Origin of the sequence: Sphingomonas sp. Leaf10 (assembly GCF_001421245.1) — a bacterium.
Lineage (GTDB): Bacteria > Pseudomonadota > Alphaproteobacteria > Sphingomonadales > Sphingomonadaceae > Sphingomonas.
On record NZ_LMKE01000034.1, the window covers coordinates 65,675 to 90,283 of the forward strand.

Here is a 24,609-nt window from a genome sequence, read left to right on the forward strand (position 1 = left end):
GCGCATGGTCCCCCTCCCCGTGCCGGGGAGGAATGGAGGTCAGGCGCGGTCCTTGTCGTAGGCGCCTAAGCCCGGCTTGTAGCTCTTCTCGTCGATGAACTGGCGGATGCCTTCCTTGCGACCGTCATTGTCGTAGGAATTGGCCGCTTCCTGCGCGCGGACCAGATAGTCCTCGGCATCGTCATATCCCATCGTGACGACGCGGCGCATCGCGTCCTTGGTCGCCTTCAGCGCGACCGGGTTCTTCGCCAGCAGCACCTTGGCGACCTCGGTCACCCGGTCCTTGAGCGTGGCCAGCGGCAGCGCTTCGTTGACCAGCCCCCATTCGGCGGCGGTGCGGCCGTCGATATTCTCGCCGGTCATCGCGTGGTACATCGCTTTCCGGAAGGGCATCAGCGCCTCCGCCACCTTGGTCGCGCCGCCGCCGGGCAGGATGCCCCAGTTGATCTCCGACAGGCCGAACTTCGCCTCCTCCGCCGCAAAGGCGAGGTCGCAGGCGAAGAGCGGGCCATAGCCGCCGCCGAAGCACCAGCCATTGACCATGGCGATCGTCGGTTTCTGGTACCAGCGCAGCCGCCGCCACCAGCCATAGCTTTCGCGCTGCGCCTTGCGCGTGCCGGCCAGCCCCTGCGATTCGGTCTCGCGAAAATATTCCTTCAGGTCCATGCCCGCGGTCCATGCCGCACCCTCGCCCGACAGGACCAGCACGCCGACATCGTCGCGAAACTCTAGTCCGTCGAGCACCTCCATCATATCGCGGTTGAGCGTCGGACTCATCGCATTGCGCTTGTCGGGACGGTTGAACCGTACCCAGGCGATCCCGCCCGCGACGTCATAGGCGACGACGCCGTTGCTGCTCGTTTCGGTCATGGCTGAAGTCCTGTTCGTCAGATCGGGTAATGGCCGGGTTGCGTCTCGATCGTGATCCAGCGCAGTTCGGTGAAGGCGTCGATGCCGGCCTTTCCGCCGAACCGGCCATAGCCCGACGCCTTGACCCCGCCGAACGGCATCTGCGCCTCGTCATGCACGGTGGGTCCGTTGACGTGGCAGATGCCCGACTGGATGCGCCGCGCGACGTTCAGCCCCCGCGCGGTGTCGCGGGTGAAGACCGAGGCGGACAGGCCGTATTCGGTGTCGTTGGCGAGGGCGATCTCATGTTCCTCGTCCCGGGCGCGGGTGATCCCGACCACGGGGCCGAAGCTTTCGTCGCGGAACAGCTTCATGTCGGGCGTCACGCGGTCGACGACATGGGCGGGCATCAGCACGCCTTTGGCGTCGCCGCCATTGACCTGCACCGCACCTGCGCCGACCGCGTCGGCGATAAGCGACTTCACATGATCGACCGTTTTCTGATCGACCACGGCGCCCAACGGCGTGTTGCCCTCACGCGGGTCGCCGACCGCCATCGTCTTGACCTTTGCCGCGAATTTTTCGACGAAGGCGTCGGCGACCGCGTCGACGACTATGATCCGTTCGGTCGACATGCAGATCTGGCCCTGGTTCATGAACGCGCCGAACGCGGCGGCTTTCACCGCTTCGTCCAGATCGGCGTCGTCGAGGACGATCAGCGGCGCCTTTCCACCCAGCTCCAGCAGGACGGGTTTGAGATGTTCGGCGGCGCGCTTCGCGATGATGCGGCCGACATGGGTGGAGCCGGTGAAATTGATGCGGCGGACCTGCGGGTGGTCGATCAGCGCGCCGACGACGTCGCCGGCATCCTCGGGCGCGTTGGTCACGATCGATACGGCGCCGGCCGGCAAGGCTTCGGCAAAGGCTTCGGCGATCAGGCTGTGGGTGCGCGGGCATTGCTCGCTGGCCTTCAAGACCACCGTATTGCCACAGGCGAGCGGCACGGCGAGGGCGCGGACGCCGAGGATGATCGGGGCGTTCCACGGCGCGATGCCGAGCATGACGCCGACCGGTTCGCGCAGCGCCATGGCGATGCAGCCGGGCTTGTCGGAGGGGATGACCTCTCCGCCGATCCGGGTGGTGAGCGCGGCGGCTTCGCGGACCATCGACACGGCGAGCATCAGGTTGAAGCGCGCCCAGCCCTCGGTCGCGCCGATTTCGCCCATCATCGCGGCGACGAACTGGTCGGCACGCCCGGCAAGGGCATCGGCGGCCCTGGTCAGCGCGGCGCGGCGGGCATTGGGGCCGAGCGCGGACCATGCCGGGAAGGCGGCGGCGGCGGCATCCGCAGCGGCGATCGCCTCTGCCGGGCCGAAAGCGGGGGCGGTGGTCGCGATGTCGCCGGTGACCGGGTTCAGGCGGGTGAAAGTTGGCGAAGGTGCCACGGAAACGATGCCTTTCCTATTTGTTATGTTTCATAGCGTAATTGGCAAAATGGCGGGCGTCAACCGGCTTGTCGATCGCGCAGTGCGAACAGCGCGACGGCGGCGATCAGCGGGCCGAGGCTCATCAGCACTGCGACGAATTGCAGGCCGTAGCCGGCGCTGAACAACAGTCCGGCCAGCGCGGGAGCAAGCGCCGATCCGCCGCGCCCGACCCCGATGACGAAGCCGGTCGCCGAGGCACGCACCCCCGTCGGGAAGCTGCCCGCGATCAGTGCGTAGAGACCGACGACCCCGGCATTGGTGGCAAAGCCCGCGGCGGCGGCGACGACCGACAGCGTGGCGAGGTCGCTCTGCGTCCGGCCGAACATGATCACCAAAGCGGTCGAGAGCAGCATCGCGGCGGTGGTCAGGCCGAGCAGCCGCACCCGCCCGGTCAGCAGCCCGAGGATCAGCGACCCGGTCGCGCCACCGATACTGGCCCAGACCAGCACCCCCGCCGCCTGTGGCGCGGGGAAGCCCATTTCGACCACGATCTTCGGAATCCATTTCAGAATGAAATAAAAGGTCATGATATGCGTGAGATAGGCAAGCGTGAGCAGCAGCGTCGTGCGCAGCAGGCCGGGGGCGAACAGCGCCATGACCGGCACCTTCGCCGCCCGCGCCTCGACCGGGGGCAGCGCATCGACCGGCGGATGCCCCATGCGCGCGAGCGTCGCGTTGATCCGCGCCAGCGCATCGGGCGGGCGGCGGTGCATCAGGAACGCGACCGATTCGGGCGCACGCCACAGCACCAGCGGTACGAACGCCATGCTGCAGATCGCGCCGAACACGAACACCGCGCGCCAGTCATACCAGCCGAGCAGCAACGCCGATGCCGACCCGCCGATGATCGTGCCGACCGGATAGCCCGCCGCCATCAACACCACCGCGAGCGAACGATGCCGGGCATTGGCAGCCTCCGCCACCGCGGCATTGGTCGCGGCGAGCATCCCGCCGATGCCGAGACCGGTCAGCACCCGCCACAGACATAGCTGGGTGATCCCGCCCGAACTCGCCGCACCGAGCATCCCCGCCGTCATGACGCCGAGACAGGCAAGGATCGTCGCGCGTCGCCCGATGCGGTCGGCGACGCCGCCGAGCAGCAGCGAGCCGATCGCCATGCCAACCAGCTCCATCGACAACACGATGCCGAGTGCGGCGCGATCGATCCCCCAATCGGTCGCGATGCCGGGCGAGGCGAAGCTGATCGAGAGCACGTCGAACCCGTCCAGCGCGTTCAGCCCGACCATCGTCGCGACGATACCCCATTGAAACCGCGACATTTCGGCGCGGTCGAGGATGGTGCGGGGATCGGGCGTCACGGGTTCAATCCTCCGGCGCGATGGTGACGCGCAGCCCGTCCAGCGACGGAAGTTGACACGACAGCCGCGAGCGCGCGATGCGATGCTCGGATATGTCGAGCAGATCGTACTCGTCGGCGCTCATCGGCGGCAGGCTATCCATTTGCGATTCATCGACAAAGACGTGGCAGGTCGCGCAGGAGCAACACCCGCCGCACAGTGCCAACATCTCGTCGATGCCGGCGTCGCGGATCGCGGTCATGACGCTGGCGTCGGGATCGGCGGCGATGGTGCGGGTGTCGCCGCTGCGGGTGGTGACGGTCAGGGTCGGCATGGCGGTCCTTGGGGCTTAGCGTGTGATGCAACAGGACGAACGGGTCAGGGTCATGTCATCATGCTCGCCTTTTCGCGGGAAGGGGGCGGTCGTGGTGGCTCGGTTGCGGTTCCTCGCGGGCCTACCCACCCCCAGCCCCTCCCTTGTCAGGGAGGGGAGATGCTGCGGCGGGCGTCATGGCAGGTCCTTCAACGCGACGCCTGCATCGGCGAGGGCGTCGCGGGGCGGTGTCGCGCCGCGTTCGACCAGCTTGCGGCCCTGCACATAGTCCCTGGTCGCGTTGACGCAGTCGAGGGCGATCACCCGGCCGGCGCGCAGATAGACGATCGAGAAGGACCGCGCCACCATGTCCCCGCGCACCACCAGATCGTCATGACCGATCGACAGGCCGACCGTCTGCAGGCGCAGGTCATACTGGTTCGACCAGAACCATGGCAGCGCGGCATAGGGTGGCGCGGTGCCGTCGGCTATCAGCGTGGCGACGGTCGTCGCCTGATCATTGGCATTCTGCACGCTTTCGACGCGCAGACGCATCCCGTCGGCATAGACGCTGGGGTGCGCGGCGCAGTCGCCGATCGCATAAATGTCGGGGAGCGAGGTGCGGCATTGGTCGTCGACATCGACGCCGTTGCCACCAGCGGCCCCCGCCGCCAGCAACGGTTCGACGGCGGGCACGATGCCGATGCCGACGATCACCATGTCGCAGGCGAACGCCGCGCCATCGGCGGTGCGCACCGACAGGCCGCGATCGGCCGGTTCGATGCAGTCGACGGTGACGTTCAGCCGCAGATCGACCCCGGCGGCGCGGTGTTCGGATTCGTAGAAGGCGGACAGCGGCGCACCGGCGACGCGGGCGAGCAGCCGGTCCTGAGCCTCCAGCAAGGTCACCTGCTTGCCGGCCTTGATGAGGACCGCCGCCGCCTCCAGCCCGATATAGCCGCCGCCGATGATGCAGACGCGGCGGACCGCATCGAGTTCGGCCATGATCGCATCGGCATCGGCACGGGTGCGCACGGCATGGACACCGGGCAGGTCGTGGCCGCTGCACGTCAGCCGCCGTGGCGCACCGCCGGTCGCCCAGACTAGCACGCCATAGCCGATCGTCGCGCCATCGGCGGTTTCGACCAGATGCGCATCGGCATCGACGCGGACCACGCGCCGCCCGAGCAGCAGGTCGACCCGTCGTTCGACCCAGAAGGCCGGCGGGCGGATCAGGATGCGTTCGAACGGCTTGTCGCGGGCGAGATAGTCCTTGGACAGCGGCGGGCGTTCGTAAGGCGGGTCGGGTTCGTCGCCGACGATGGCGATGGTGCCGGCGAAGTTGCGCTGGCGCAGCGCGATCGCCGCCTGCGCCCCGCCATGCCCGCCGCCGACGATCAGCACGTCGTAGCGCGGCTGGCTCACGCGGTGGCCGCCGCTTCGCGGGCGATGGCGCGGTCGATCATCAGGCGCGAGCGCACCCCGCCGGCATCGATGTTGAGTTTCAGCAGCCTGCGATCCGGATAGCGCGACAGATTGTCCTGTTGCCGCTCCAGCATCTCGAGATCCTCCGAAAAGATCTTGCCCTGCCCTTCGCGGATCGTGTCGGTCAGCGCGGCATCGTCAACCGCGAATTGCCGGGCCATGCCCCAGAAATACCAGTGCGAGGTCTCGGTCTCGGGCGTGATGAAGTCGACGACGATGCTCGACGCCTTTTTGGACGGATCGGCGTGATAGCCACCCTGCCCGGCCAGCGCGACGCCGACTTCGATCATCACATGGCTGGGCAAGGAGAATCGGCATACCTGCCAGCGATCGACCGGCGCGTCCTCGGGCAGGCCGGCGCCGCGCAGCGCCATTTGCCAGAAGGGCGGCGCGGTGATGTTTTCCATGTGGCGGCTGGTGACGACCTCGTCCGGCGTCGCCTCGGTCTTCACCGGGGCTTCGTCGATCTCCTTCTGGCCGATGCTGCTGGCATGGACATAGGTTTCGTGGGTCAGGTCCATCAGATTGTCGATCATCAGCCGATAGTCGCAGCCGATATGGAACAGCCCGCCGCCATATGCCCAGTCGGGGCTTTCGGCCCAGGGAAGCGGGTGCAGCTTGTCCGCCGACGCCTGTTCGGGATCACCGGGCCAGACCCAGACGAAGCCATAGCGTTCGATGACCGGAAAGGCGCGGGCCGAGGGAAATTTGCCCACCTGTTGCCCCGGCATATTGTCGGGACGGCCCCGGCAATCGACGGCGAGGCCGTGATAGCCGCACACCAGCGTCTCGCCGCGCACGAAGCCGAGCGAGAGCGGCGCACCACGATGCGGACAGAAATCGTCGAGCGCGACGACGCCACCGCTGGCGGCACGGAAGAATACCATGCGCTGTCCGGTGATCTGGCGGGCGAGCGGCTTGTCGCCGATCTCGTCCGCGCTGGCCGCGACATACCAGGCATCGAGCGGCCAGGTGGCGCGCGGCGCGGCGGCTTGCGTTGCTGTCGTCATCACACTCTCCCGCCGATCAGCGTAGATTCATGCCGAGCCGGACGCCATAGGTGCGCGGCGGATCGTAGTTCGCGGTGGTCGAGCTCCACACCGTGACCAGCGTGTTGGGGACGCGGCTGTCCTCGACATTGTTGACGAAGGCGGTGATCGAATAGCGATCGTCGGCATCCTCGAACCGCAGGTTCAGGTCGGTCTTGGTGTACGCATCGCGCAGGCTCTGCGCATAATTCTGCACGTCGCTATAGGTGCGCGACTGGGCATAGAAATCGACGCTTGGGATCACGCGCCCGCCGCTCGACAGGTCGAAGGTATGGGCATAGCTGAACCGGCCGCTCCATTCGGGCGCGTTGGCGAGGCGGTTGCCCGATGCGTCGAAGCTGAGGTTCGCGGGCAGCGGGCGGAAGCCGAAGGCGGGCGCGAACGCATTATAGTTGCCGCTGGCCGAATTGAGATTGTCCGATGCGGTCGGGAAGGATTTGATGCGCGCGTCGAGCCACGAGACATAGCCGCTGATCCGGTCGTTCGAGGTGGGGCGGAGGCTCGCCTCCATCTCGACGCCGCGCAGCCGGGCGGTGGCGGCGTTGGTGGTGACGGCCGATACCTGATTGGTCAGCGGGTTGAGGACGATGCTGGATACCTGCAGGTCCTTATAGTCCATGTTGAAGCCGGTGGCGCTCAGATACAGCTTGCCGTTCATCAGCGTGGTGCGGATGCCCGCTTCGTAATTGGTGACGGTTTCGGGGCGGTACTGGCGGAATTGCGGGGCGTTGCCGCTGGCTTCGAGGCCGCCGCCGCGGAAGCCGGTGCTGACGGTCGCATAGACCAGCGTGGTCGGGCTGACTTCGTAATTCGCGCCGACCTTCCAGCTGATATTGTCGAATGTCGCGTCGGGCCGGTTGGCGTCGTTCGAGAGCGCGAAGACGAACGGGATGCCGGGGCAGGTGGTTGGCGTGATGTTCTGCCGGGTGATGGTGTCGCCGGGGCAGACCAGTTCGACGTTGCGCGCGTTCACCTGTTCCCAGGTCGAGCGGATGCCGCCGATGAGTTTGAGGCCGGGCAGGATTTCGAGCGTGCCCTGCCCGAACACCGCCTGCGACTTCGTGCCCTGCCCGCGATAGCTGGTGACGACGTCGACGCCGCTGATCGTCGAGATGCCGGTGCCGGTGCCGGCGATCTTGGCACCGATCAGGTTGTAGACGGTGTTGAACGGTGCGGGCGCGGTGTCGCCGGCATGGAGCAGGCGCGTGCCCGAGGGCTGGCGATCCTGGTAGAGAAAGCCGCCGAGCACGAGGTTGAGGATGCCGCGATCGTAATTGACGTCGACCTCGTGCGACCAGCTTTCGGTGCGGCGATCGATCGATTCCTGCGAGAATACGCCGGTCGCGGCGTCGATGCCGTCATTCTTGAGCAGGGTATAGCCCGACAGATAGGTGAGCGACAGGCCGTCGGCGACCTGCCATGCCAGCCGCGAGCGGGCGGAATAATATTCGAGGTCCATGCGGTTGTCGCGGACCTGCGCCTGCCCGACGTTCAGCGTATCGGTCTCGATCACCTGTTGCGGGCCGAAGGTGCCGGCTGCGAGGTTCCCCTGCGGATAATAGTTGATGCTGGTCAGGTAGCTGGCGGGGATGGTGCCCTGATTGCGACCATAGTTGAGCGACAGCCGCCACGTGACCGGCCCCAGATCGAGCAGCGAGGTGACGCGCAGGCCCGACTGGTCGGTCTTGCCATAGCCGTGGAGCGCGCCGAAATTGTCGTCGACCCCGTCATCGACCTGACGATAGGCGGCGAAGCGCAGCCGCCATGCGTCGCTGACCGGCAGGTCGACGGCGGCGCGGGCGCGGACTTCGTTGAAGCGGCCGACCTGAAGATCGGCGGTGACGCCGCGGGTCTTGCGCGGGTCGGCGGTGTTGATGTTGACGACGCCCGCGGTCGCATTGCGGCCATAGACGGTGCCCTGCGGCCCGCGCAGCACCTCGACCGCGCCCAGATCGTAGAGACCGAGCGAAAGGACCTGTGCCGAGGGTTCGTAGATGCCGTCGATCTGGGTCGCGACGGTCGAATAGCCGCTGAAGCTGTTGTTGCTGCCGATGCCGCGCACCGCGAAGCCATTGGCGCTGAGTTGCAGATTGGGGACGGTGGTGGCGAGCGAGGTGGCGGAGTCGATACCCTGACGGGTCAGCGAGTCCTGCGACACGACGCTGATCGCGATCGGCGCGCGCGACAGGCGTTCGGAGGTCTTCTGCCCCGTCACGATGATCTCGCCCACCGCGCTGTCGTCGCTGGCGGCGGTGGCGGTCGCCCGCGGCTCGGGATCGGCGGCGTCCTGCGCGAAGGCGGCGGGAGCGCCGGCGAACAGTGCGGTTCCGGTCAGCAGCAACGTCAATCTACGCATGATGGTCCTCCCCGATATCGGTCGTCGTTGCGATGCGAGCGAAAGGGGCATGTGCGATACGGGGTCCGGCAGATCGCCGATGCGACCCCCGGCCAGCGACGTTTCCGCCATGGCAACTCTCCTCGGTTGGTATCTTCCAACTGCGATGAGACATAACTAAATCTACAAACGCTTGCAAACGATATTCTTGGCGGTGGTCGCCAAACAGGTCGCTATTGAACATAGCCAAATCCCGGGCCTATGATCGGTACCGGAACGAGGGAGAGGATGGCGATGACGCTGCCGAGACGGGACGTGCTGCGCGGCGCAGCGATGGCAGGGATCGGCGCGATGCTGCCGACCGGAGCACTGGCGGCGGAGGCGATGCCCGACGCGCTGGCGGCGGTGGCGCCCGAACTGCGCGCCGGTGCCAAACAGATATTGGCGATGGTCGCGGCGATGCCACCGATCACCACCGCCTATCGCACGATGCGCAGCGGCCCGATCCCGCCGCCCGCGACCGACATCCCCTATCGCGAACAGCGCATCGCCGGGGCGACGGGCCAGCCGCCGGTCACCGCCTATGTCATCAACGCCCGGCCCGGCACGCGCCGTCCGGCGATCCTGCACACCCATGGCGGCGGCTATATCGTCGGATCGGCAAAGGCCTCGATCGCGCCATGTCAGGAGATCGCCCGGCAACTCGACTGCGTGATCGTGACGGTCGACTATCGCCTCGCACCCGAGACGACCTATGCCGGATCGGTGGCGGACAATCATGCCGCGCTCCAATGGCTGCAAGCACAGGCCACCGAACTGGGCGTCGACCCGGCGCGGATCGCGGTGCTGGGGGAAAGTGCGGGCGGCGGCCATGCCGCGCTGCTGGCGCTGATGGCGCGCGACCGGCGCAGCGTGCCGCTGTGCGCGCAGGTGCTGATCTACCCGATGCTCGACGATCGCACCGGGAGCACGCGATCGGTGCCGCCCTTCATCGGCAGGATCGGCTGGGACGCACCGGCCAATGTCTTTGGCTGGCAGTCGTTCCTCGGCCGCAAGCCCGGTGGCGGCGACGTACCCGCCGCCGGAGTGCCGGCGCGCGTCGCCGACCTTTCGGGCCTGCCGCCGACGTTCATCGGGGTCGGATCGATCGACCTGTTCGTCGACGAGGATATCGACTTTTCCCGCCGCCTGATCGCCAGCGGGGTGCCGACCGAGCTGGTGGTGACGCCGGGCGCGTTTCACGGCTTCGATGCGGTCGCGCCCGAAACCGGCTTGGCGAAGCGCTTCACCGCCGCCAAGATCGCCGCGCTCCGCCGGGCCTTCGGCGCCGATGCATGACCCCGTCACAGGAATTGCCCGATGATCGTTCGTTCGCTTTCCCGTCGTGCCGCGTCGCTGGTCGCGCTGGCGCTGCTGTCGCCGACCGCATCGGCGCAGACCCCGCCGGCCGCCGTGGCTGAACGCCCCTCCCCGCCCGCGGCATGGACGTCGGCGCCGTTCGTGCCGTTATGGACCGGTACGCCGCCGGGAGGCGGGTTCAGGGCGGGCGCGGTGCCGGCCAATGATCCTGCGACCTTCCTTCGCAATATCGACCGGCCTGGGTTGCGCGTGTTCAAGCCCGTCCGAGCGAACGGGGCGTCGGTGCTGGTGATCCCGGGCGGTGCCTATACCTTCCTGTCGATCGGGAACGAGGGCGTCGATATCGCCGGGCGGCTGACCGCGCTCGGCTATACCGTCCATGTCCTGACCTATCGCCTGCCGGGCGAAGGCTGGGCGAACCGTGCCGATGTGCCGTTGCAGGATGCGCAGCGCGCCCTGCGCATGGTCCGTGCCGCCGCGACCCGCGACGGGCTGGACCCACACAAGGTCGCGGTGGTCGGTTTTTCGGCGGGCGGGCATCTGGCGGCGACGCTCGAAACCGATTTCGCACAAGCCGTCTATCGTCCGAGCGATGCGACCGACCGGATCGATGCGCGACCCGACGCCGCCGCGCTGATCTATCCGGTGATCGCCGCCGCGCCGCCCTTTACCCATGCGCAATCGGCCGAGAAGCTGCTGGGCAAGAACCCCGATGCGGCGGCGGTCGCGCGGCGATCCCCGGCGCAGCACGTCACCGGGGCGACGCCGCCTACCTTCCTGTTGCATGCGATGGACGATGGCGCGGTGGTGCCCGACAACAGCCTGCTGATGATGGCGGCGCTGCGCACGGCGGGACGCCCGGTCGAGGCACATTTCCTGACCGAAGGCGGACACGGTTTCGGCGTCGGCACCGCCACGATGCCGGCCGGTCACTGGGTCGAAATGTTAGACCGCTGGCTGCAACGCATTTTTGCCAAGGGGCCACCGCCAGCGAAGTGATCAGCCGGCTTGCAATTCTCGGCCATTTAGATATGCATCATAGCAATCCGGCGGTGACCGGGCGGAGGGATGCAGCATGGCCGACACGATGCAGGATTCGGAAATCGATGGCTGGACGCGGCGCGGCTTGCTCGGCGCGTCGGCGGCACTGGCCGGGGCGGCGGCGCTGCCGGGATCGGCACATGCGGCGCCCGAACGGCTGACCAGCATCGGGCTGACCTTTGCATATGAAGCGATCGTGACGCTCGGCAAGACCGAGGAAGTCGGCGCGACGCCGCTGGGCAAGCGCATCCGCATCCCGATCACCGGCGGCCGGTTCAGCGGCCCGCGCCTGTCGGGCACGATCCTGCCCGAGGGGATGGACTGGCAACTGGTCCGTGCCGACGGCACGACGGTGCTGGAGGCGAGCTACCTGATGCGCGAGCGCGACGGGACGCCGATCCATATCCGCAATCGCGGGCTGGTGCGTGGATCGTATATCCGCACGACGCCGGAGTTCGAAGTGCCGCTGGGCAAGCATCAATGGCTGAACGAGGCGATCTTCCTCGGCACGGTCGGGGCGGCCGATCCGGCGGACGGCGCGGCGGTACGCATCACCGTCTATCAGGTGGCATGACGATGGAGGCGATGGCGATGCGGCGGGCGATGACGCTGGGCGCGATACTGGCCGGATCGGCGCTGGCCGGTTGCGCCACGCCGATGACGCCCGCTGGCACCACGACGCTGGCCGGGGCGCAGGGGTGCGCCGCGCTGCTGAACGCGGGCGGGTGGAGCGACCCGACGCTACGCATCCTGACCGCCGAGGAACGCGCCGCCGGGCTGACGATCGACGCCGGACCGGGGGCGAAGACCCCGCCCTTGCCCGCGCATTGCGAGGTGACCGGGGTGCTGCGCGAACGCACCGGGCAGGACGGACAGCGTTATGCGATCCGCTTCCGGATGCGGTTGCCCAATGCGTGGAACCGGCGGTTCGTGTTCCAGGGCGGCGGCGGGACCAATGGCGATATCGGCAATGCGGTCGGTCCCGCGACCGGCGGCGCGGTCGCGCTGGCGCAGGGCTATGCCGTCATCAGCCAGGATTCGGGCCATTCGAACGCGACCAACACCGATCCGGCGCGCGGCGGCGCGGTATCGTTCGGGTTCGATGCGCAGGCGCGGGCGGAGTATGGCCATGCGTCGCTAAAGGCCAGTTACGACACGGCGCGCGCGATCCTGCGCCGCTATTATCACGGCGATCCGGCGCACAGCTATTTCGCCGGCTGTTCGAAGGGCGGGCAGGAAGGCATGGCCTTTGCCCAACGCTACCCAGAGGCGTTCGACGGCATCCTCGCCGCCGCACCCGGCTTCGCGCTGCCCAAGGCGGCGATCGCCGAGGCGTGGGACACGCAGACCTATGCCGCGCTGGTGCGCGCACCGGGCGAGAGCAGCGTGCCGATCGCGCGACTGGCACAGGCATTTTCGAATGCCGACCTGTCGCTGGCACGGACGGCGGTGCTGGCGGCGTGCGATGCGAAGGACGGGCTGGCCGACGGGCTGGTCGGCGGCTTCGCCCAGTGCGGGACCGCCGAGGTAGTGCGCGAACTGCGCGCGCGGCAATGCAGCGGGCAGAAGCAGCAAGGCTGCCTCGCCCCCGGGCAGATCGATGCGCTGGTCAAGGGGTTCGGGGGACCGCGCGACAGCCGGGGGACTGCGCTCTACGCCAGCTTCCCATGGGATGCGGGTCTCAGCGACGATGGCTGGCGGATCTGGAAACTGGGTCTGGCGACGCCCGCCATCCCGGCGATCAACGCGGCGATGGGCGCACCGGCGCTGGCGACGATCTTTTCGACGCCGCCGCGCGCATTGGGGCCGGGTCCGCAGGCGGGAATGGACTATCAGCTCGGCTATGACTTCGATCGCGATCCGGCGGCGATCCACTCGACCGCGCCCGGTTTTCCACGATCGGCATGGGACGACATATCGGCCCGGTCGAGCGACCTGACGCGGTTTCGCGCGCGCGGCGGGCGGATGATCGTGCCGCACGGCGTGTCGGACCCGGTCTTTTCGATCAACGATACCATCGCATGGTGGGGCGATGTCGACCGGCGCAGCAACGGCCGCGCGGCATCGTTCGTCCGCGTGTTTCCGGTACCGGGCATGGCGCATTGCGCGGGTGGGCCGGCGACCGACCAGTTCGACGGCTTCGCCGCGCTGGTCCGCTGGGTCGAGGCGGGCAGCGCCCCCGACCGGATCGAGGCGGCAGCGGGAACGACGACGCCGTGGCCAGGCCGCACCCGCCCGCTCTGCCCCTATCCGCTGGTCGCACGGCCGATCGCCGGGGCGGTTGATACCGAGAAGGCGGCGGCGTTCGAATGCAGGGCGTAGAATGTGATGACAGAGCCGAACCCGTTCGTGCTGAACCGGCATTGAGCCTGTCGAGTCGGTACACCCTTCAGCGCCTGATCCAGTTGACCGGAACCGTCGCCCCAGCGGAGGCTGGGGCCTCGTGCGGCTCTTGTGTCGTGCCATCACTAGGCCGGATCGACATTCACGCGAAACGCGACGAATTGCTCCCCTCCCTGAAAGGGAGGGGCTGGGGGTGGGTCGGCCTGCGAGGGAGGGTCACGCCCGCCAACGGGCCAACCCACCCCCGACCCCGCCCCTCCAGGGAGGGGAGCGGCTGAATGTCGATTGGACCCAGGAGATCCCAGCCTGCGCTGGGACGACGTCTGGTTCGATTGCGATGGATCACACGCTCGACAGCGTAGCTCCGGCCCGCGCGTGGCGGGCCGGAGCGATAGGTCAGGCCAAGTCGTAATCGGCGAGCTTGGTGGCGAAGCCCGCGGTGCCGGCCGTCTTCGACAGGCTGTAGAGATAATAGTCGACGCCGTCCTCGCTATACGATCCGTTATAGTAGAGCGTGGTGATCGTCTTGCCGGCTTCGCTCTTCATCGCCACGGTGGCACCGTTGCCGAGGTCGAGGACCTTGTTGCGGCCGAAGACGATGACGTTGTCGTTATCGCTGTCGACAATCTTGCGGGTGGTGACCAGCAGGTCGCCGCTGCCGAAGTCGAGGATCGAGTCGCGCGACGCGCCGATGTCGCTGCCGAAGAAGAAGACGTCGGAGCCGCCCTTGCCACCGATCAGCGTATCCACGCCGGCGCCGCCGTCGAGCCAGTCGTCGCCCGCGCCGCCCTCCAGCCGGTCATTGCCCGCGCCGCCCTGCAACAGATCCTTGCCGGCATTGCCGAGCAGGGTGTTGGCGACGGCGTTGCCGTACAGCTTGTCGTTGCCCGATCCGCCGCGCGCATTTTCGATCACCGCGCCATTGGCGATGGTGAAGCCGCCAAAGACGCCCTCGGCATAGGATACGCGCCCACCGCCGCCGGTTTCGTAGCGCAGCGTCGCCGCGCGCAGATCGATCAGCGCGTCGCGCGCGCCATCATACACGATCTGGTCGATGCCCCCGGCATCCCAGATCGCCGAATAATAGGTGCCGGCCGCGTTCACGTCCTTCAGCGTGTAGGTGTCGTTGCCGGTCGCGGTATCTTCGTTGACGCCGTATTTGTCCTGGATCGCGGCAATATCGAACGCCATCAGCCCGCCCAGATAGCCATAGCCGACATCGGTCGGCGCATTGCCATAGGGCGATTCCTGCCAGCCGTCCTCGTACGACATCATCGTGAACACGCCCTGGTTCAACGCGAAATCGCCGGTGGTGTAGTCGGCGACGCCCGCCCCTTCGGACTCGACGCCGCGCATCACGCCCGAATGGCCGCCATTGTCGTGCGGATGGGCGAGGCCGTGGCCATGGCCGAATTCATGGATCAGCGTGACGAACGAGAAGCCACCCTGGGCGAGGTTGGTGGCGTTCCAGCGGTTGTCGCCGGAATTGAACAACGCCGTGCCCTCGTCCTTCTCCTGCGGCGGGCTCATCGATCCGAGCAGCGAAACGCCAGGTCCGGGCGTGCCCTGATAGGTGAAATATTCGAAATCGGCCGCAGCGCGGTCCTGCGTCTCGACATAGACGACGTCGGCGACCTTTTCGAATTCCTTGAGTGCGGTCCATACCGCCTTCAGTTCGAAATCCTTCGCACCGACCGCGACCGTCGCCGGCGGCAGGCTGGGCGAGGTCGGGTCTTCGGTGACATACAGGTCGCCGGCCTTGGCGAAATAGATCTTGATGACGTTCTTGCCGGTGATGCCGGTGCCCTTCGCATCCGCGGTTTCCGCCGGGTTGCCGGTGATGTGGCCGGTTTCCTTGCCATCGGGGTTGCGGACCGTGCCGTCGACCTGCGAGCCCCAGTCGATCGAATAGAGCGGGTTGTCGACGCTGTAATACGGCACGTAGCGCGGTTGTCCGGACACGTCGCTGACCGACAACGAATAATCGCCGATCAGGTCGCCGGTGGTGCCGTCGGCGGGCGCGTTGTCAAAGGCGCGGGCATTGACGAAATAGGTCCCGCTCCTGGTCGGGGTATAGGTCAGGATCGCGTCGAATCCCGAATTGACGGTGTTGATCGTCGTGCTGGCCCCGCCATCGGCCGCGGTAATGATCGCGCCCGTCGCATCATAGAGTTCGAGATAGCTGTCGGCGAGCGGCGTGGCAGTCGGGCCGCCAGCCTTGGCGAACATGCCGATCTCATAGGCCTTTCCGGCGACCAGCTGCACCTTGAAAAAGTCCTGGTCGCCGATGGTGCCGATCGTCGACACGGTCGCGGGCGCCCCCACCGTCAGCGTTGCCGTGGTCGAGGTGTTGTCGGGGATATCCGGTTCGAGCGCGAGCAGTGCCGACGTCAGGGTCGTGCCACCGTCGGCAAGATATTCACGATGATGCATGCGTCAGATCCCCATCGACTGTGGGATGGCATGACGGGCCGGCATCGCGTCTTCGTGGGATCGGGCGACGAATGGGCGATGCGGTGTCGATGCACTCCCGGGATGATGCTCGAAAGCAAGACTTTGGTCGTCCCGGTCACGAGGTTCGTGACCGATGAGAGATGATTAACGCGAAGTTTTAGACGATGCAAAGCACGAAACCGTACGATCGGTAAGATGATCGGATCGAGAGCAACTACATTCATCGATAAACGAAAAGCACATACGCGCTGTGTACGTCTACCGACAAAGCATCTACCCGTTACCAGTCTGCGCGTCATACTTTCGATTGAGGTGTGTTACGTTATTCCATTTCAGATTTCGGGCTTCAGGCGAGCGACTGTATTACAAGCGAACACACGGCGATGTCCGGTTAGAGAGCTTCTTTCCGACTGTTGCCGATCGATACTGTCAGGCGGTGCGGCTGCTGCGGAAATCGCCGTGGACCACGACCCCGCCCGTATTGGGATCGGCGTGGCCGGCGCTGCGCGGCAGGCTGAAGCGGCCGACCTGCCCCGCCAGCTGATCGGCATGGTCGGCGAGCGTCCGGGCGGCGGCGGTCGCCTGTTCGACCATCGCCGCGTTGCGCTGGGTCACCCCGTCCATTTCGGACACGGCGGCGTTGACCTGTTGCAGTCCGAGCGATTGGTGTTCGGACGATTCGGCGATGCGGTGGACCAGCGCGCTGACCTCGCCGATCCGGTCGACGATCCGCCGCAGCGCGTTGCCGGTTTCGTTGACCAGTGCGACGCCGCTGCCGACCTGCTCGCTCGACGCGGTGATGCGGGACTTCACATCGTGCGCGGCATCGGCGGAGCGTTGCGCGAGCGCGCGGACTTCGCTGGCGACGACCGCGAAGCCCTTGCCCGCATCGCCCGCCCGTGCCGCCTCGACCCCGGCATTCAGCGCGAGCAGGTTGGTCTGGAAGGCGATGCCGTCGATCACGCTGATGATGTCGCTGATCTCGATCGAAGCGCGCTCGATCGATCCCATCGCGTCGATGGCGCGATCGACGACCACCCCGGACTGGTTCGCCTCGTCGCGCGCCTGATCGACGACCAGCTTGGCCTGCGCCGCGCCGCTGGCGGTCTGGCGGACGGTGCTGGTGATCTGCTCCATCGCCGCTGCGGTTTCCTCGAGGCTGGCCGCCTGCTGCTCGGTCCGCTGCGACAGCGCATCCGACGCGCGGCTGATGTCGAGCGCGCCTTCGTTGATGCTGTCGCTGGCGGCGGCGACCGCCTGCAACGCATCGGCAACCGCGCCCATCGCCCGGTTATAGTCGCGCCGCAGCTGTTCGGTCTCGGGGGGAAAGGCGGTGTCGATGCGGTGGCTGAGGTCGTTGCCGGCCAGCCGGTTCAGCCCGGCGCCGAGCGATGCGACCACCTGTTGCTGGATGCTCGATGCCGATGTCAGCCGGACGCCATTGTCGCGGAACGTCGCCATCGCCCGCGCCATCCGGCCGACACAGTCGCGATAGTCCGAAAACAGGATCGGCGAATCGAACTCGCCCGCCGCCAGCGCCTCCATGCGCACGACCGTCGTGACATAGGGGTCGCAGATCAGCTTGCGCGCGGCGAGCGATACGAGCACGATCGCGACCACACTAACCGCTGCCGCCACGACGAACGGCGCGGCGGGACCGGCGGCGGACGGCCACAACAGTGCCGCGGCCAGCGGCAGCGACGCCAGCGATCCGTTGAGGATCGTCAGCGCTACGAACTTCACCCGAATGGGTGCGTCGGCCTTGAACCAGCGAACCACCTGTTGCTCCCGACCATGAATAGGATGGTCAGCACCATGTGGTGCTTTTGCCAATGAAGAATTAACGCAACAAAGACCGGAAACCCGGGGCACAGCGCGGTTAATCGGGAAGGCTTTGATTCAACGTGGTTTCTGTAAATGCGCCATCCGCATGGCGGTACGCGTACGGACGAATTTTTCTGCGATCGATTGCAATACACGCGAATTGCTCGGGGAACAGGTTGAGTCGTTCCGGCATGACCGGCGATTCCAGCCGGCAGAACGAACAGGGGCGGGAAGCATCATCCCGCATCACCCGCCGCGCGATGGCGACTGATCGGCGCCGCGGCGCTTCAGTTGAACAGTTCACCTCGACTTTGCCAGACAAGCAACGCCCATGTATTCACCAATAAACATCTATTTTATTTGGATTTCCTGCTGGCGCAATCGATACCACCATGTCCCGATTTACTTTTTGTTAACCACTGTTCCGCATTTTGGACATCGGCCGGCGGCATCGGTTTCGGTCAGTCGTCGTCCGTGTTTCGTACCCAGGCAGAGGCAGAAAGCGAATGGGATATCATCCTTCGACGCTCGGTAGCTTCCGGGATTGGCCGCATGCCGGCATCAACAAGCTGTACCGCGACGGCGACCGTGCCGTGCGCGATCTGGCAATCGATCGCAGCGGCGTGCTGGATCGGGCGCGCGATCCCGAACTGGCGACGATCGTCGGCTTCGCCGCGGCGGAATACAAGACGACGCTGGCCGGGCTGTCGATCGTGACCGGCCGGCGGCAGATCCTGCTGGGCGCGATCGGCACCGATATCTACGAAGTTCCGCTGGAGGGGTCGTTCTGCGCGGTCGCGGTCCAGCGCCCCAACGAGCCGCTGATCGTGCCCGATGCCACGCGCGATCCGCGCTTCGCCACGTTCCGCACCGTGATCGGCCAGCCGTTCGTGCACTTCTATGCCGGCGTGCCGGTGCTCGATCGCAACGGCTTTGCACTGGGCGTGCTGTGCATCGCCGACCGGACGCCGCGTACCGAGGCGTTCGACCCGACGATGTTGCTGATCCGCGCACGCGAGGTCGAACGGCTGCTGCGTTCCTGACGCCGATCGCGCCGCCGGTGCTTTGCCGGCTTGCGACGCGACCGTTTCACGGTACGATCCCGACGATAACATGTTGGGAGAGATGGCAATGACCGCGCGCTTCGACCGCCGTACCCTGTTGGCCGGCGGGATCGCCGCCTCCACCGCCAGCGCTCTGCCGATCGGCGAGGTCTTTGCGCAACGTCGCCGCACCGCCGCCAACGACAAGCTGCAGGTCGGGCTGATCGGTTGCAAGGGGATGGGCTGGGCCAATCTCAATGCGATGCTCAAGGGATCGGACGTCGTGCCCGTCGCCTTGTGCGACGTCGACGCGCGGGTGCTGGCCGAACGCGGGTCGGAATTGAAGAAGGCGTCGGGGCGTGCCCCGCGACTGTATGACGATTATCGGCGGATGCTCGACGACCGGTCGGTCGATGCGGTCATCATCGCCACCCCCGATCACTGGCATGCGCTGCAACTGACCGATGCGATGTCGGCGGGCAAGGATGCCTATTGCGAAAAGCCGCTGGGCAATTCGATCGCCGAATGCCGGGCGATGGTCGCCGCCAAGCAGCGTCACAACCGCGTGGTGCAGGTCGGCCAGTGGCAGCGCAGCAACCAGCATTGGGCCGACGCCATCGCCCTTGTCCATGGCGGTGGCATCGGGCGGGTGCGCAAGGTCAAGGCATGGGCCTATATGGGCTGGATGAAGCGGGTCGCGCCGCAGCCCGACCAGGCGGTGCCGGCGGGCGTCGATTACGACCGCTGGCTCGGCCCGGCGCCGGCGCGGGCGTTCAATCCCAACCGCTTTCATTTCAGCTGGCGCTGGTATTGGGACTATGCCGGTGGGCTGATGACCGACTGGGGCGTGCACCTGATGGACATCGCGCTGCTGGGCATGAAGGCATCGGTGCCCAAGTCGGTCAGCTCGCTGGGCGGCGCCTATGGCTATCCGGACTCGGCGATGGAGACGCCCGACACGCAGACCGCGATCTTCGATTTCGGTGACTATTCGGTCGAATGGGAACATGCGGTCGGCATCAGCCATGGCCCCTATGGCGGGCGCGACCATGGCGTGGCGTTCATCGGCGAAACCGGCACGCTGGTCGTCGATCGCGGGCAGTGGCAGGTGTTCCCGGAAGTGAGCGACGGCAAGCCGCTGACCCAGGAGGTGCCGGTGACCAAGTCGAGCGACAACGGGCTGGATCGCCATACCGCGAACTTCGTCGCGTGCGTGAAGGATCGCACGCGCACCCCCGCCTGCCCGATCGAGTCCGCAGCCAATACCGCGATCGTGTGTCAGATGGGCAATATCGGCTGGCGGACCGGGCGAAAGGTGCTGTGGGACGCCGCGGCGGGACAGTTCACCGCCGACGCCGATGCCAATGCGCTGATTACGCCGCGCTACCGCGCGCCCTATCGATTGCCGGCGTGACGCGGGCCGCGCCCGGGTTTTACGGTAGGCAGCGCTGCGGTACGACAGGGGCATGAAAGCAGGGGATCGTATCCGGCGCGTCGTCATTCTGGGTGGCGGTACCGCCGGCTGGATGACGGCGGCGGCGCTGTCGCGCAGTTTCGGCCGCGCGGTCGGCGTGACGCTGCTCGAATCCGAGGAGATCGGGACGGTCGGCGTGGGCGAGGCGACGATCCCGACGATTCACTGGTTCAACGACCTGATCGGGCTGGACGAGCCGGCATTCCTGCGCGCGACCAAGGCGACGTTCAAGCTCGGCATCGAATTCGTCGACTGGACCGCGCCGGGGCACCGTTACTTCCACCCCTTCGGCCAATATGGCGCGACATTGCCGGGCGTCGCCTTTCACCATCGCTGGCTGAAGGCGCAGGCGGAGGGGCTGGACGTGCCGTTGCCGGCGCTGTCTCTGGCAGCGCAGTTGGCGGCGCAGGGTCGGTTCGCCAAGCCGGCGGGGGATGCGCGGTCGATCCTGTCGACGCTCGGCTATGCCTATCATTTCGATGCCGGGCTGTACGCGGCCCATCTGCGACGGCTGAGCGAAGCGGCGGGGGTCCGACGCGTCGAGGGCAGGTTGCGCGACGTGGAACGCAATGGCGATAACGGGTTCGTTACCGCGCTGACCACCGAGGCCGGCGAGCGGATCGAGGGCGAGCTGTTCATCGACTGCTCGGGGTTTCGCGCGCTGCTGATCGGCGGGTCGATGGGGGAGGCGTTCGAGGACTGGTCGCACTGGCTGCCATGCGACCGGGCGGTGGCGGTGCCGTGCGCGCGCGTCGCGGCGACCACCCCCTATACCCGATCGACCGCGCGCAGCGCCGGTTGGCAATGGCGCATCCCGCTGCAACATCGCACCGGCAACGGCTATGTCTTTGCCAGCCGCTATCTGTCGGACGACGAAGCGACCGCGACGCTGCTGGCACATCTGGACGGCGAGGCGCTGGCCGAACCGCGGCTGTTGCGCTTCACGGCGGGGACGCGGCGGCGGCCTTGGCGCGGCAATGTCGTCGCGATCGGGCTGTCGTCGGGGTTCCTCGAACCGCTCGAATCGACCAGCATCCACCTGATCCAGAGCGGCATTACCAAGCTGCTGACGCTGTTCCCCGATTGCGATTGCGACCCGGCGCTGGCCGATCGGTTCAACACCGTGTTCGCGCGCGACATGGATGGGATCAAGGACTTCTTGATCCTGCATTACCATGCGACCAGCGGGCGCAGCGAACCGCTCTGGCGACATTGCCGGACGATGGACCTGCCTGAAACGCTGGTGGCGCGCGCGGCGCAGTATCGCCGGTCGGGGCGGTTGATCCTCGACAGCGACGACCTGTTCCGCGAGGCGAGCTGGCTGGCGGTGTTGAACGGTCAGGGGATCGTGGCACAGGGTTACAATCCGCTGGCCGATGCAATCGACAGCGCGACCAACCGGGCGCAGGTGCGGCAGATCGCCGAGGTCATCGCCCGCGCTGCCCCGACCCTGCCGTTGCACGACGATGCGCTGGCCCGGGCGATGGCGAAATGAGCGCCCCCGACATCACCGCGCGACGGATCGGACAGGAGCGACAGCCGATCGCGATCGTCGATCACTTTCACCCCGACCCCGAAGGCTTGCGTGCGTTCGCCTGTGCCGCCCGGTTCGAGACGGCACGGCGGCAATATCCCGGGGTGCGCGCCGATCTGCCGGACGACTATTTCCGGGCGGTGCGGCCGGCGCTGACCACGGTGCTGTCACAGGTGTTCGTGCATCGCAGCGGGGTGTCGCTGCTCGACGCCAGCTTTTCGATGGTTACCGCGCCGCCAGCGACGCTGACCGTCGAACAGCGGCTGCCGCATTTCGACGCGGTCGATCCTGCGCGGATCGCGCTGGTCCATTATCTCGGCGCGGTGGATCGCGGCGGAACCGGCTTCTACCGCCACCGGGCAACCGGGTTCGAGATGGTCGATGCAGCGCGGGCGTCGACCTATATGGCGGCGGTGAATGCCGAGGTCGCATCGGCGCCGCCGCCAGCCGCTTATATCGACGGGTCGACCAACCGGTTCGAACGGATTTCGGCGGTCGATGCGCACCACAACCGGGCGGTGATCTATCGCAGCGCGCTGCTCCACAGTGGCGCGATCCCGCAGGATGCTGTGCTAAGCGCCGATCCGGCCGAGGGGCGGCTGACCGTGACCGCGTTCCTGCTGCTTACCTGACGCGCGGCGGCTGTACCGCGAGATAGACGGTGCTCCATAGTTGCGCGGCGTTGGATTCGTCGACGTCCTGCTTGCCCGCGCCGAACGCCACCACCTTGTAGCGACCGCCTTCATAGGCCCAGGACCAGAGTTCGGAATTCTGCGTCGCGCGGGTGGCGTTGATCGCACGCCACAGCGTTGCCTGCGCGCGGGTCAGCACCTCGCGGGTCGCCGGCGGCAGGTCGCGGCGGGCGAGCTGACGTTCGAGGCCGGCGGCGAACAGCGCCTGCTGCCACGACCACACGACCGCGCCGTGATAGGCAGCGGGGGTGAAGCGCCCCTGCACCGCCACATCGGTCTGTGCGGCATTGGCGACCAGCATGCCGATATCGGTCATCAGCCCGGCCGGGAACGGCCGCATCGCGGCGGTGACATAGGTTTCGAGATCGCTGGGCGACGGCTGGGCGAACAGCAGCGCGAAGCCTTCGTCGGAGTTCACGATCGGGATCGGCTTGCCCGCATCGTCGAGGGCGATGGCGTGGAACGTCAAGGGGTTGGCCCCGATCGACGCCAGTGCCGGTGCGGCGGGAATACCGAGGCTGCGGGCATAGTCCTCGATCCGCGGCTTGGCCTGGGTGGCCGGAAGGGAGACGCGGAACAGCGTGGGGGCACGGTCGCGCCAGATGGTAGCCATCGCTTCGGCTTGGGTAAGTGCGGTGCGGTCCTCGAGTGTCAGATAGCGGTCGAGCAGGCCGGCGCGGAGCAGGCGAGCAGTGGCTTCCAGGGCGGCGGGGACGAAGACGGCGTTGACGTCATAGGCGTAGCGACCGCGGCCCAGCCCCTCTTCACTATCGCGCCATTGACCGGTCAGGCGTCCCTTCGGGATCGCTATCATCCTGGCAAAAACGGGATTTTCGGCGAAGGGGCGGGCGGTAGTGATGAGGTGGCGAAGGTTACGCACAAGGGCGGTTCCGGCCGGGGCGGTGGTGCCGGGGATCCCTTCGCTGGCGAGGGGTAGGTCGAGGAAGGTTTGTGCGGCCTTTTTATCGGCGTGATCAAGGAGATAGGCGGCCGCCACGGGGGCAAGCATATAGTCGTCGTCGACCATCGCATAGTCGAGCATGGCGGCGTCGCCCGGCTGGCGAAGTTTACGCCGTTCGACCACGGCGAACTCGCCGATGCCCTCTTCATGCGCGACGTCGCCCTTCGCATCGAGGCGGGCGAGGACCGAGCCCAGCCCCGCCTCGATCGCCTGCGGTTGCAACACCGGCATCAGCAGACGCACCGACATCAGCGTGTCGCGGCCGAAATAGGTCTGGAACCGCCACGATCCGGCGAGGAACTTCTCACGATAGCTGAGGAATCGCAGCGCGTTGCGCGCGGCGGGATCGTTGGCGGCGCGGGCGTTCAGCAGTTCGCTCTGGGCAAGGCCGGTCAGCGGCCGCTCGCCGCTCGACGCCAATATCTCCATGCGGAGCGGCCAACCGGCATCGGCGACCAGCGCGCCATTCCGGATCGTGCCGGAGAGCAACCTTATCCGCAGCAGATAGCCGGGCTTGCCATCGAGGCGTGGGCGGCTCCAGCGGATGGTATTGCCGGTGATGACCGGATCTACCGCGACTTCAGCCGGGAATCGGCCGACCGACTGATAGTCGCGCAGGAAACGGATCGACGACAGCACCGCCTGTTTCACGCGCAGTTCGGGGGCGTCGATGCTGGCGATGGTCTGCACCGCCGGTTGCGGTCCGGCGACGCCCGGCGCGGTGGTCGGGCGCGGCGGCTGTTCGAGCCGCCACGTCGCGGCGCGGCCGACGGGCTGGAACCACAGGCCGACGCCGCTATTGCCCGCCGGGAAGGCGACGAGGATGCGCGGATCGGTGCCGTTGCGCAGCAGCAGATGCGCCGCAACCTGCCCTTCGCGGACGAAGGCGTTGAGATTCTGCCCCTCGGTCAGCCGATAGGCGAGTTCAGGTGCCTCGGCCGGGCGCTGCGCCACCGCCAGCCCCGTCCCCGCCAGCATCGCGCCCGCCAGCATCCACCGTGCAACGGTCTTCATGGCTCAACCTCTTTCGCTACAAACTCGGCATGTTGTCGATACGACTGCCCGTCA

Annotated in this window: 19 protein-coding genes; 8 read left to right on the top strand and 11 right to left on the bottom strand. The window is 67.0% G+C overall.

Going from position 1 to position 24,609, the window contains the following annotated elements:
* Nucleotides 1–39: 39 nt before the first annotated feature.
* The 7 genes from ASE59_RS18100 to ASE59_RS18130 all read right to left on the bottom strand — a co-directional run bounded on the left by ASE59_RS18100 (nt 40) and on the right by ASE59_RS18130 (nt 8,837).
* Complete coding sequence (locus tag ASE59_RS18100; protein ID WP_056459738.1) at nt 40–870, bottom strand: p-hydroxycinnamoyl CoA hydratase/lyase; 831 nt, start codon at nt 868–870, stop codon at nt 40–42.
* A gap of 17 nt (nt 871–887) precedes the next feature.
* Entirely contained in the window at nt 888–2,294 is a 1,407-nt protein-coding gene (locus ASE59_RS18105) for an aldehyde dehydrogenase (protein ID WP_056459741.1), read from the bottom strand.
* A 59-nt stretch (nt 2,295–2,353) separates the two neighbouring features.
* Entirely contained in the window at nt 2,354–3,616 is a 1,263-nt protein-coding gene (locus ASE59_RS18110) for an MFS transporter (protein ID WP_056460140.1), read from the bottom strand.
* Between the two features lie 43 nt (nt 3,617–3,659).
* On the bottom strand, nt 3,660–3,968 hold the full coding sequence (locus ASE59_RS18115; protein WP_056459744.1) for a 2Fe-2S iron-sulfur cluster-binding protein: 309 nt from the start codon (nt 3,966–3,968) through the stop codon (nt 3,660–3,662).
* Nucleotides 3,969–4,142: 174 nt separating this feature from the next.
* A complete protein-coding gene (locus ASE59_RS18120; RefSeq protein ID WP_056459747.1) occupies nt 4,143–5,372 on the bottom strand; it encodes an NAD(P)/FAD-dependent oxidoreductase in 1,230 nt (409 codons plus the stop codon).
* Complete coding sequence (locus ASE59_RS18125; protein ID WP_056459750.1) at nt 5,369–6,442, bottom strand: aromatic ring-hydroxylating oxygenase subunit alpha; 1,074 nt, start codon at nt 6,440–6,442, stop codon at nt 5,369–5,371. The genes ASE59_RS18120 and ASE59_RS18125 overlap by 4 nt, the downstream gene beginning before the upstream one ends.
* A 16-nt stretch (nt 6,443–6,458) precedes the next feature.
* The gene (locus ASE59_RS18130) at nt 6,459–8,837 is read right to left on the bottom strand and encodes a TonB-dependent receptor (RefSeq protein ID WP_162235340.1); all 2,379 of its coding nucleotides are present in this window, start codon (nt 8,835–8,837) and stop codon (nt 6,459–6,461) included.
* A gap of 273 nt (nt 8,838–9,110) precedes the next feature.
* On the opposite strand from ASE59_RS18130, the gene ASE59_RS18135 reads away from it, so the two are divergent.
* The 4 genes from ASE59_RS18135 (at nt 9,111) to ASE59_RS18150 (ending at nt 13,538) form a co-directional block, all read left to right on the top strand.
* Complete coding sequence (locus tag ASE59_RS18135) at nt 9,111–10,154, top strand: alpha/beta hydrolase (RefSeq protein ID WP_056460143.1); 1,044 nt, start codon at nt 9,111–9,113, stop codon at nt 10,152–10,154.
* Between the two features lie 21 nt (nt 10,155–10,175).
* A complete protein-coding gene (locus tag ASE59_RS18140) occupies nt 10,176–11,174 on the top strand; it encodes an alpha/beta hydrolase (RefSeq protein WP_082458570.1) in 999 nt (332 codons plus the stop codon).
* Between the two features lie 76 nt (nt 11,175–11,250).
* On the top strand, nt 11,251–11,790 hold the full coding sequence (locus ASE59_RS20140) for a DUF3237 family protein (protein WP_056459758.1): 540 nt from the start codon (nt 11,251–11,253) through the stop codon (nt 11,788–11,790).
* Entirely contained in the window at nt 11,787–13,538 is a 1,752-nt protein-coding gene (locus ASE59_RS18150; RefSeq protein ID WP_235515839.1) for a tannase/feruloyl esterase family alpha/beta hydrolase, read from the top strand. Before ASE59_RS20140 ends, ASE59_RS18150 begins: the two co-directional genes overlap by 4 nt.
* A gap of 417 nt (nt 13,539–13,955) precedes the next feature.
* Here ASE59_RS18150 and ASE59_RS18155 read toward each other — a convergent pair whose 3' ends face one another.
* From ASE59_RS18155 to ASE59_RS20010, 3 genes are all read right to left on the bottom strand, one after another.
* A complete protein-coding gene (locus ASE59_RS18155; protein ID WP_056459761.1) occupies nt 13,956–15,992 on the bottom strand; it encodes a M10 family metallopeptidase C-terminal domain-containing protein in 2,037 nt (678 codons plus the stop codon).
* Between the two features lie 450 nt (nt 15,993–16,442).
* Nucleotides 16,443–17,792, bottom strand: coding sequence for a methyl-accepting chemotaxis protein (locus ASE59_RS18160; protein WP_082458571.1), 1,350 nt, complete (start codon nt 17,790–17,792; stop codon nt 16,443–16,445).
* A 100-nt stretch (nt 17,793–17,892) separates the two neighbouring features.
* Nucleotides 17,893–18,159 (bottom strand): hypothetical protein, encoded by a 267-nt coding sequence (locus ASE59_RS20010; protein ID WP_156360176.1) that lies wholly within the window; start codon nt 18,157–18,159, stop codon nt 17,893–17,895.
* Nucleotides 18,160–18,343: 184 nt separating this feature from the next.
* Between ASE59_RS20010 and ASE59_RS18165 the strand changes: the two genes are divergently transcribed.
* The 4 genes from ASE59_RS18165 to ASE59_RS18180 all read left to right on the top strand — a co-directional run bounded on the left by ASE59_RS18165 (nt 18,344) and on the right by ASE59_RS18180 (nt 22,520).
* Nucleotides 18,344–18,880: a GAF domain-containing protein gene (locus ASE59_RS18165; RefSeq protein WP_056459764.1), complete on the top strand. Its 537-nt coding sequence runs from the start codon at nt 18,344–18,346 to the stop codon at nt 18,878–18,880.
* Nucleotides 18,881–18,968: 88 nt separating this feature from the next.
* A complete protein-coding gene (locus tag ASE59_RS18170; RefSeq protein WP_056459766.1) occupies nt 18,969–20,294 on the top strand; it encodes a Gfo/Idh/MocA family protein in 1,326 nt (441 codons plus the stop codon).
* Between the two features lie 52 nt (nt 20,295–20,346).
* Nucleotides 20,347–21,849: a tryptophan halogenase family protein gene (locus ASE59_RS18175; protein WP_056459769.1), complete on the top strand. Its 1,503-nt coding sequence runs from the start codon at nt 20,347–20,349 to the stop codon at nt 21,847–21,849.
* Entirely contained in the window at nt 21,846–22,520 is a 675-nt protein-coding gene (locus tag ASE59_RS18180) for a DUF6445 family protein (protein WP_056459773.1), read from the top strand. Before ASE59_RS18175 ends, ASE59_RS18180 begins: the two co-directional genes overlap by 4 nt.
* Here the strand turns inward: ASE59_RS18180 and ASE59_RS18185 are convergent.
* Nucleotides 22,513–24,555 carry a hypothetical protein gene (locus tag ASE59_RS18185; protein WP_056459776.1) on the bottom strand — a complete coding sequence of 681 codons (2,043 nt, stop codon included), beginning with the start codon at nt 24,553–24,555 and terminating at the stop codon, nt 22,513–22,515. The genes ASE59_RS18180 and ASE59_RS18185 overlap by 8 nt on opposite strands.
* Between the last annotated feature and the right edge of the window lie 54 nt (nt 24,556–24,609).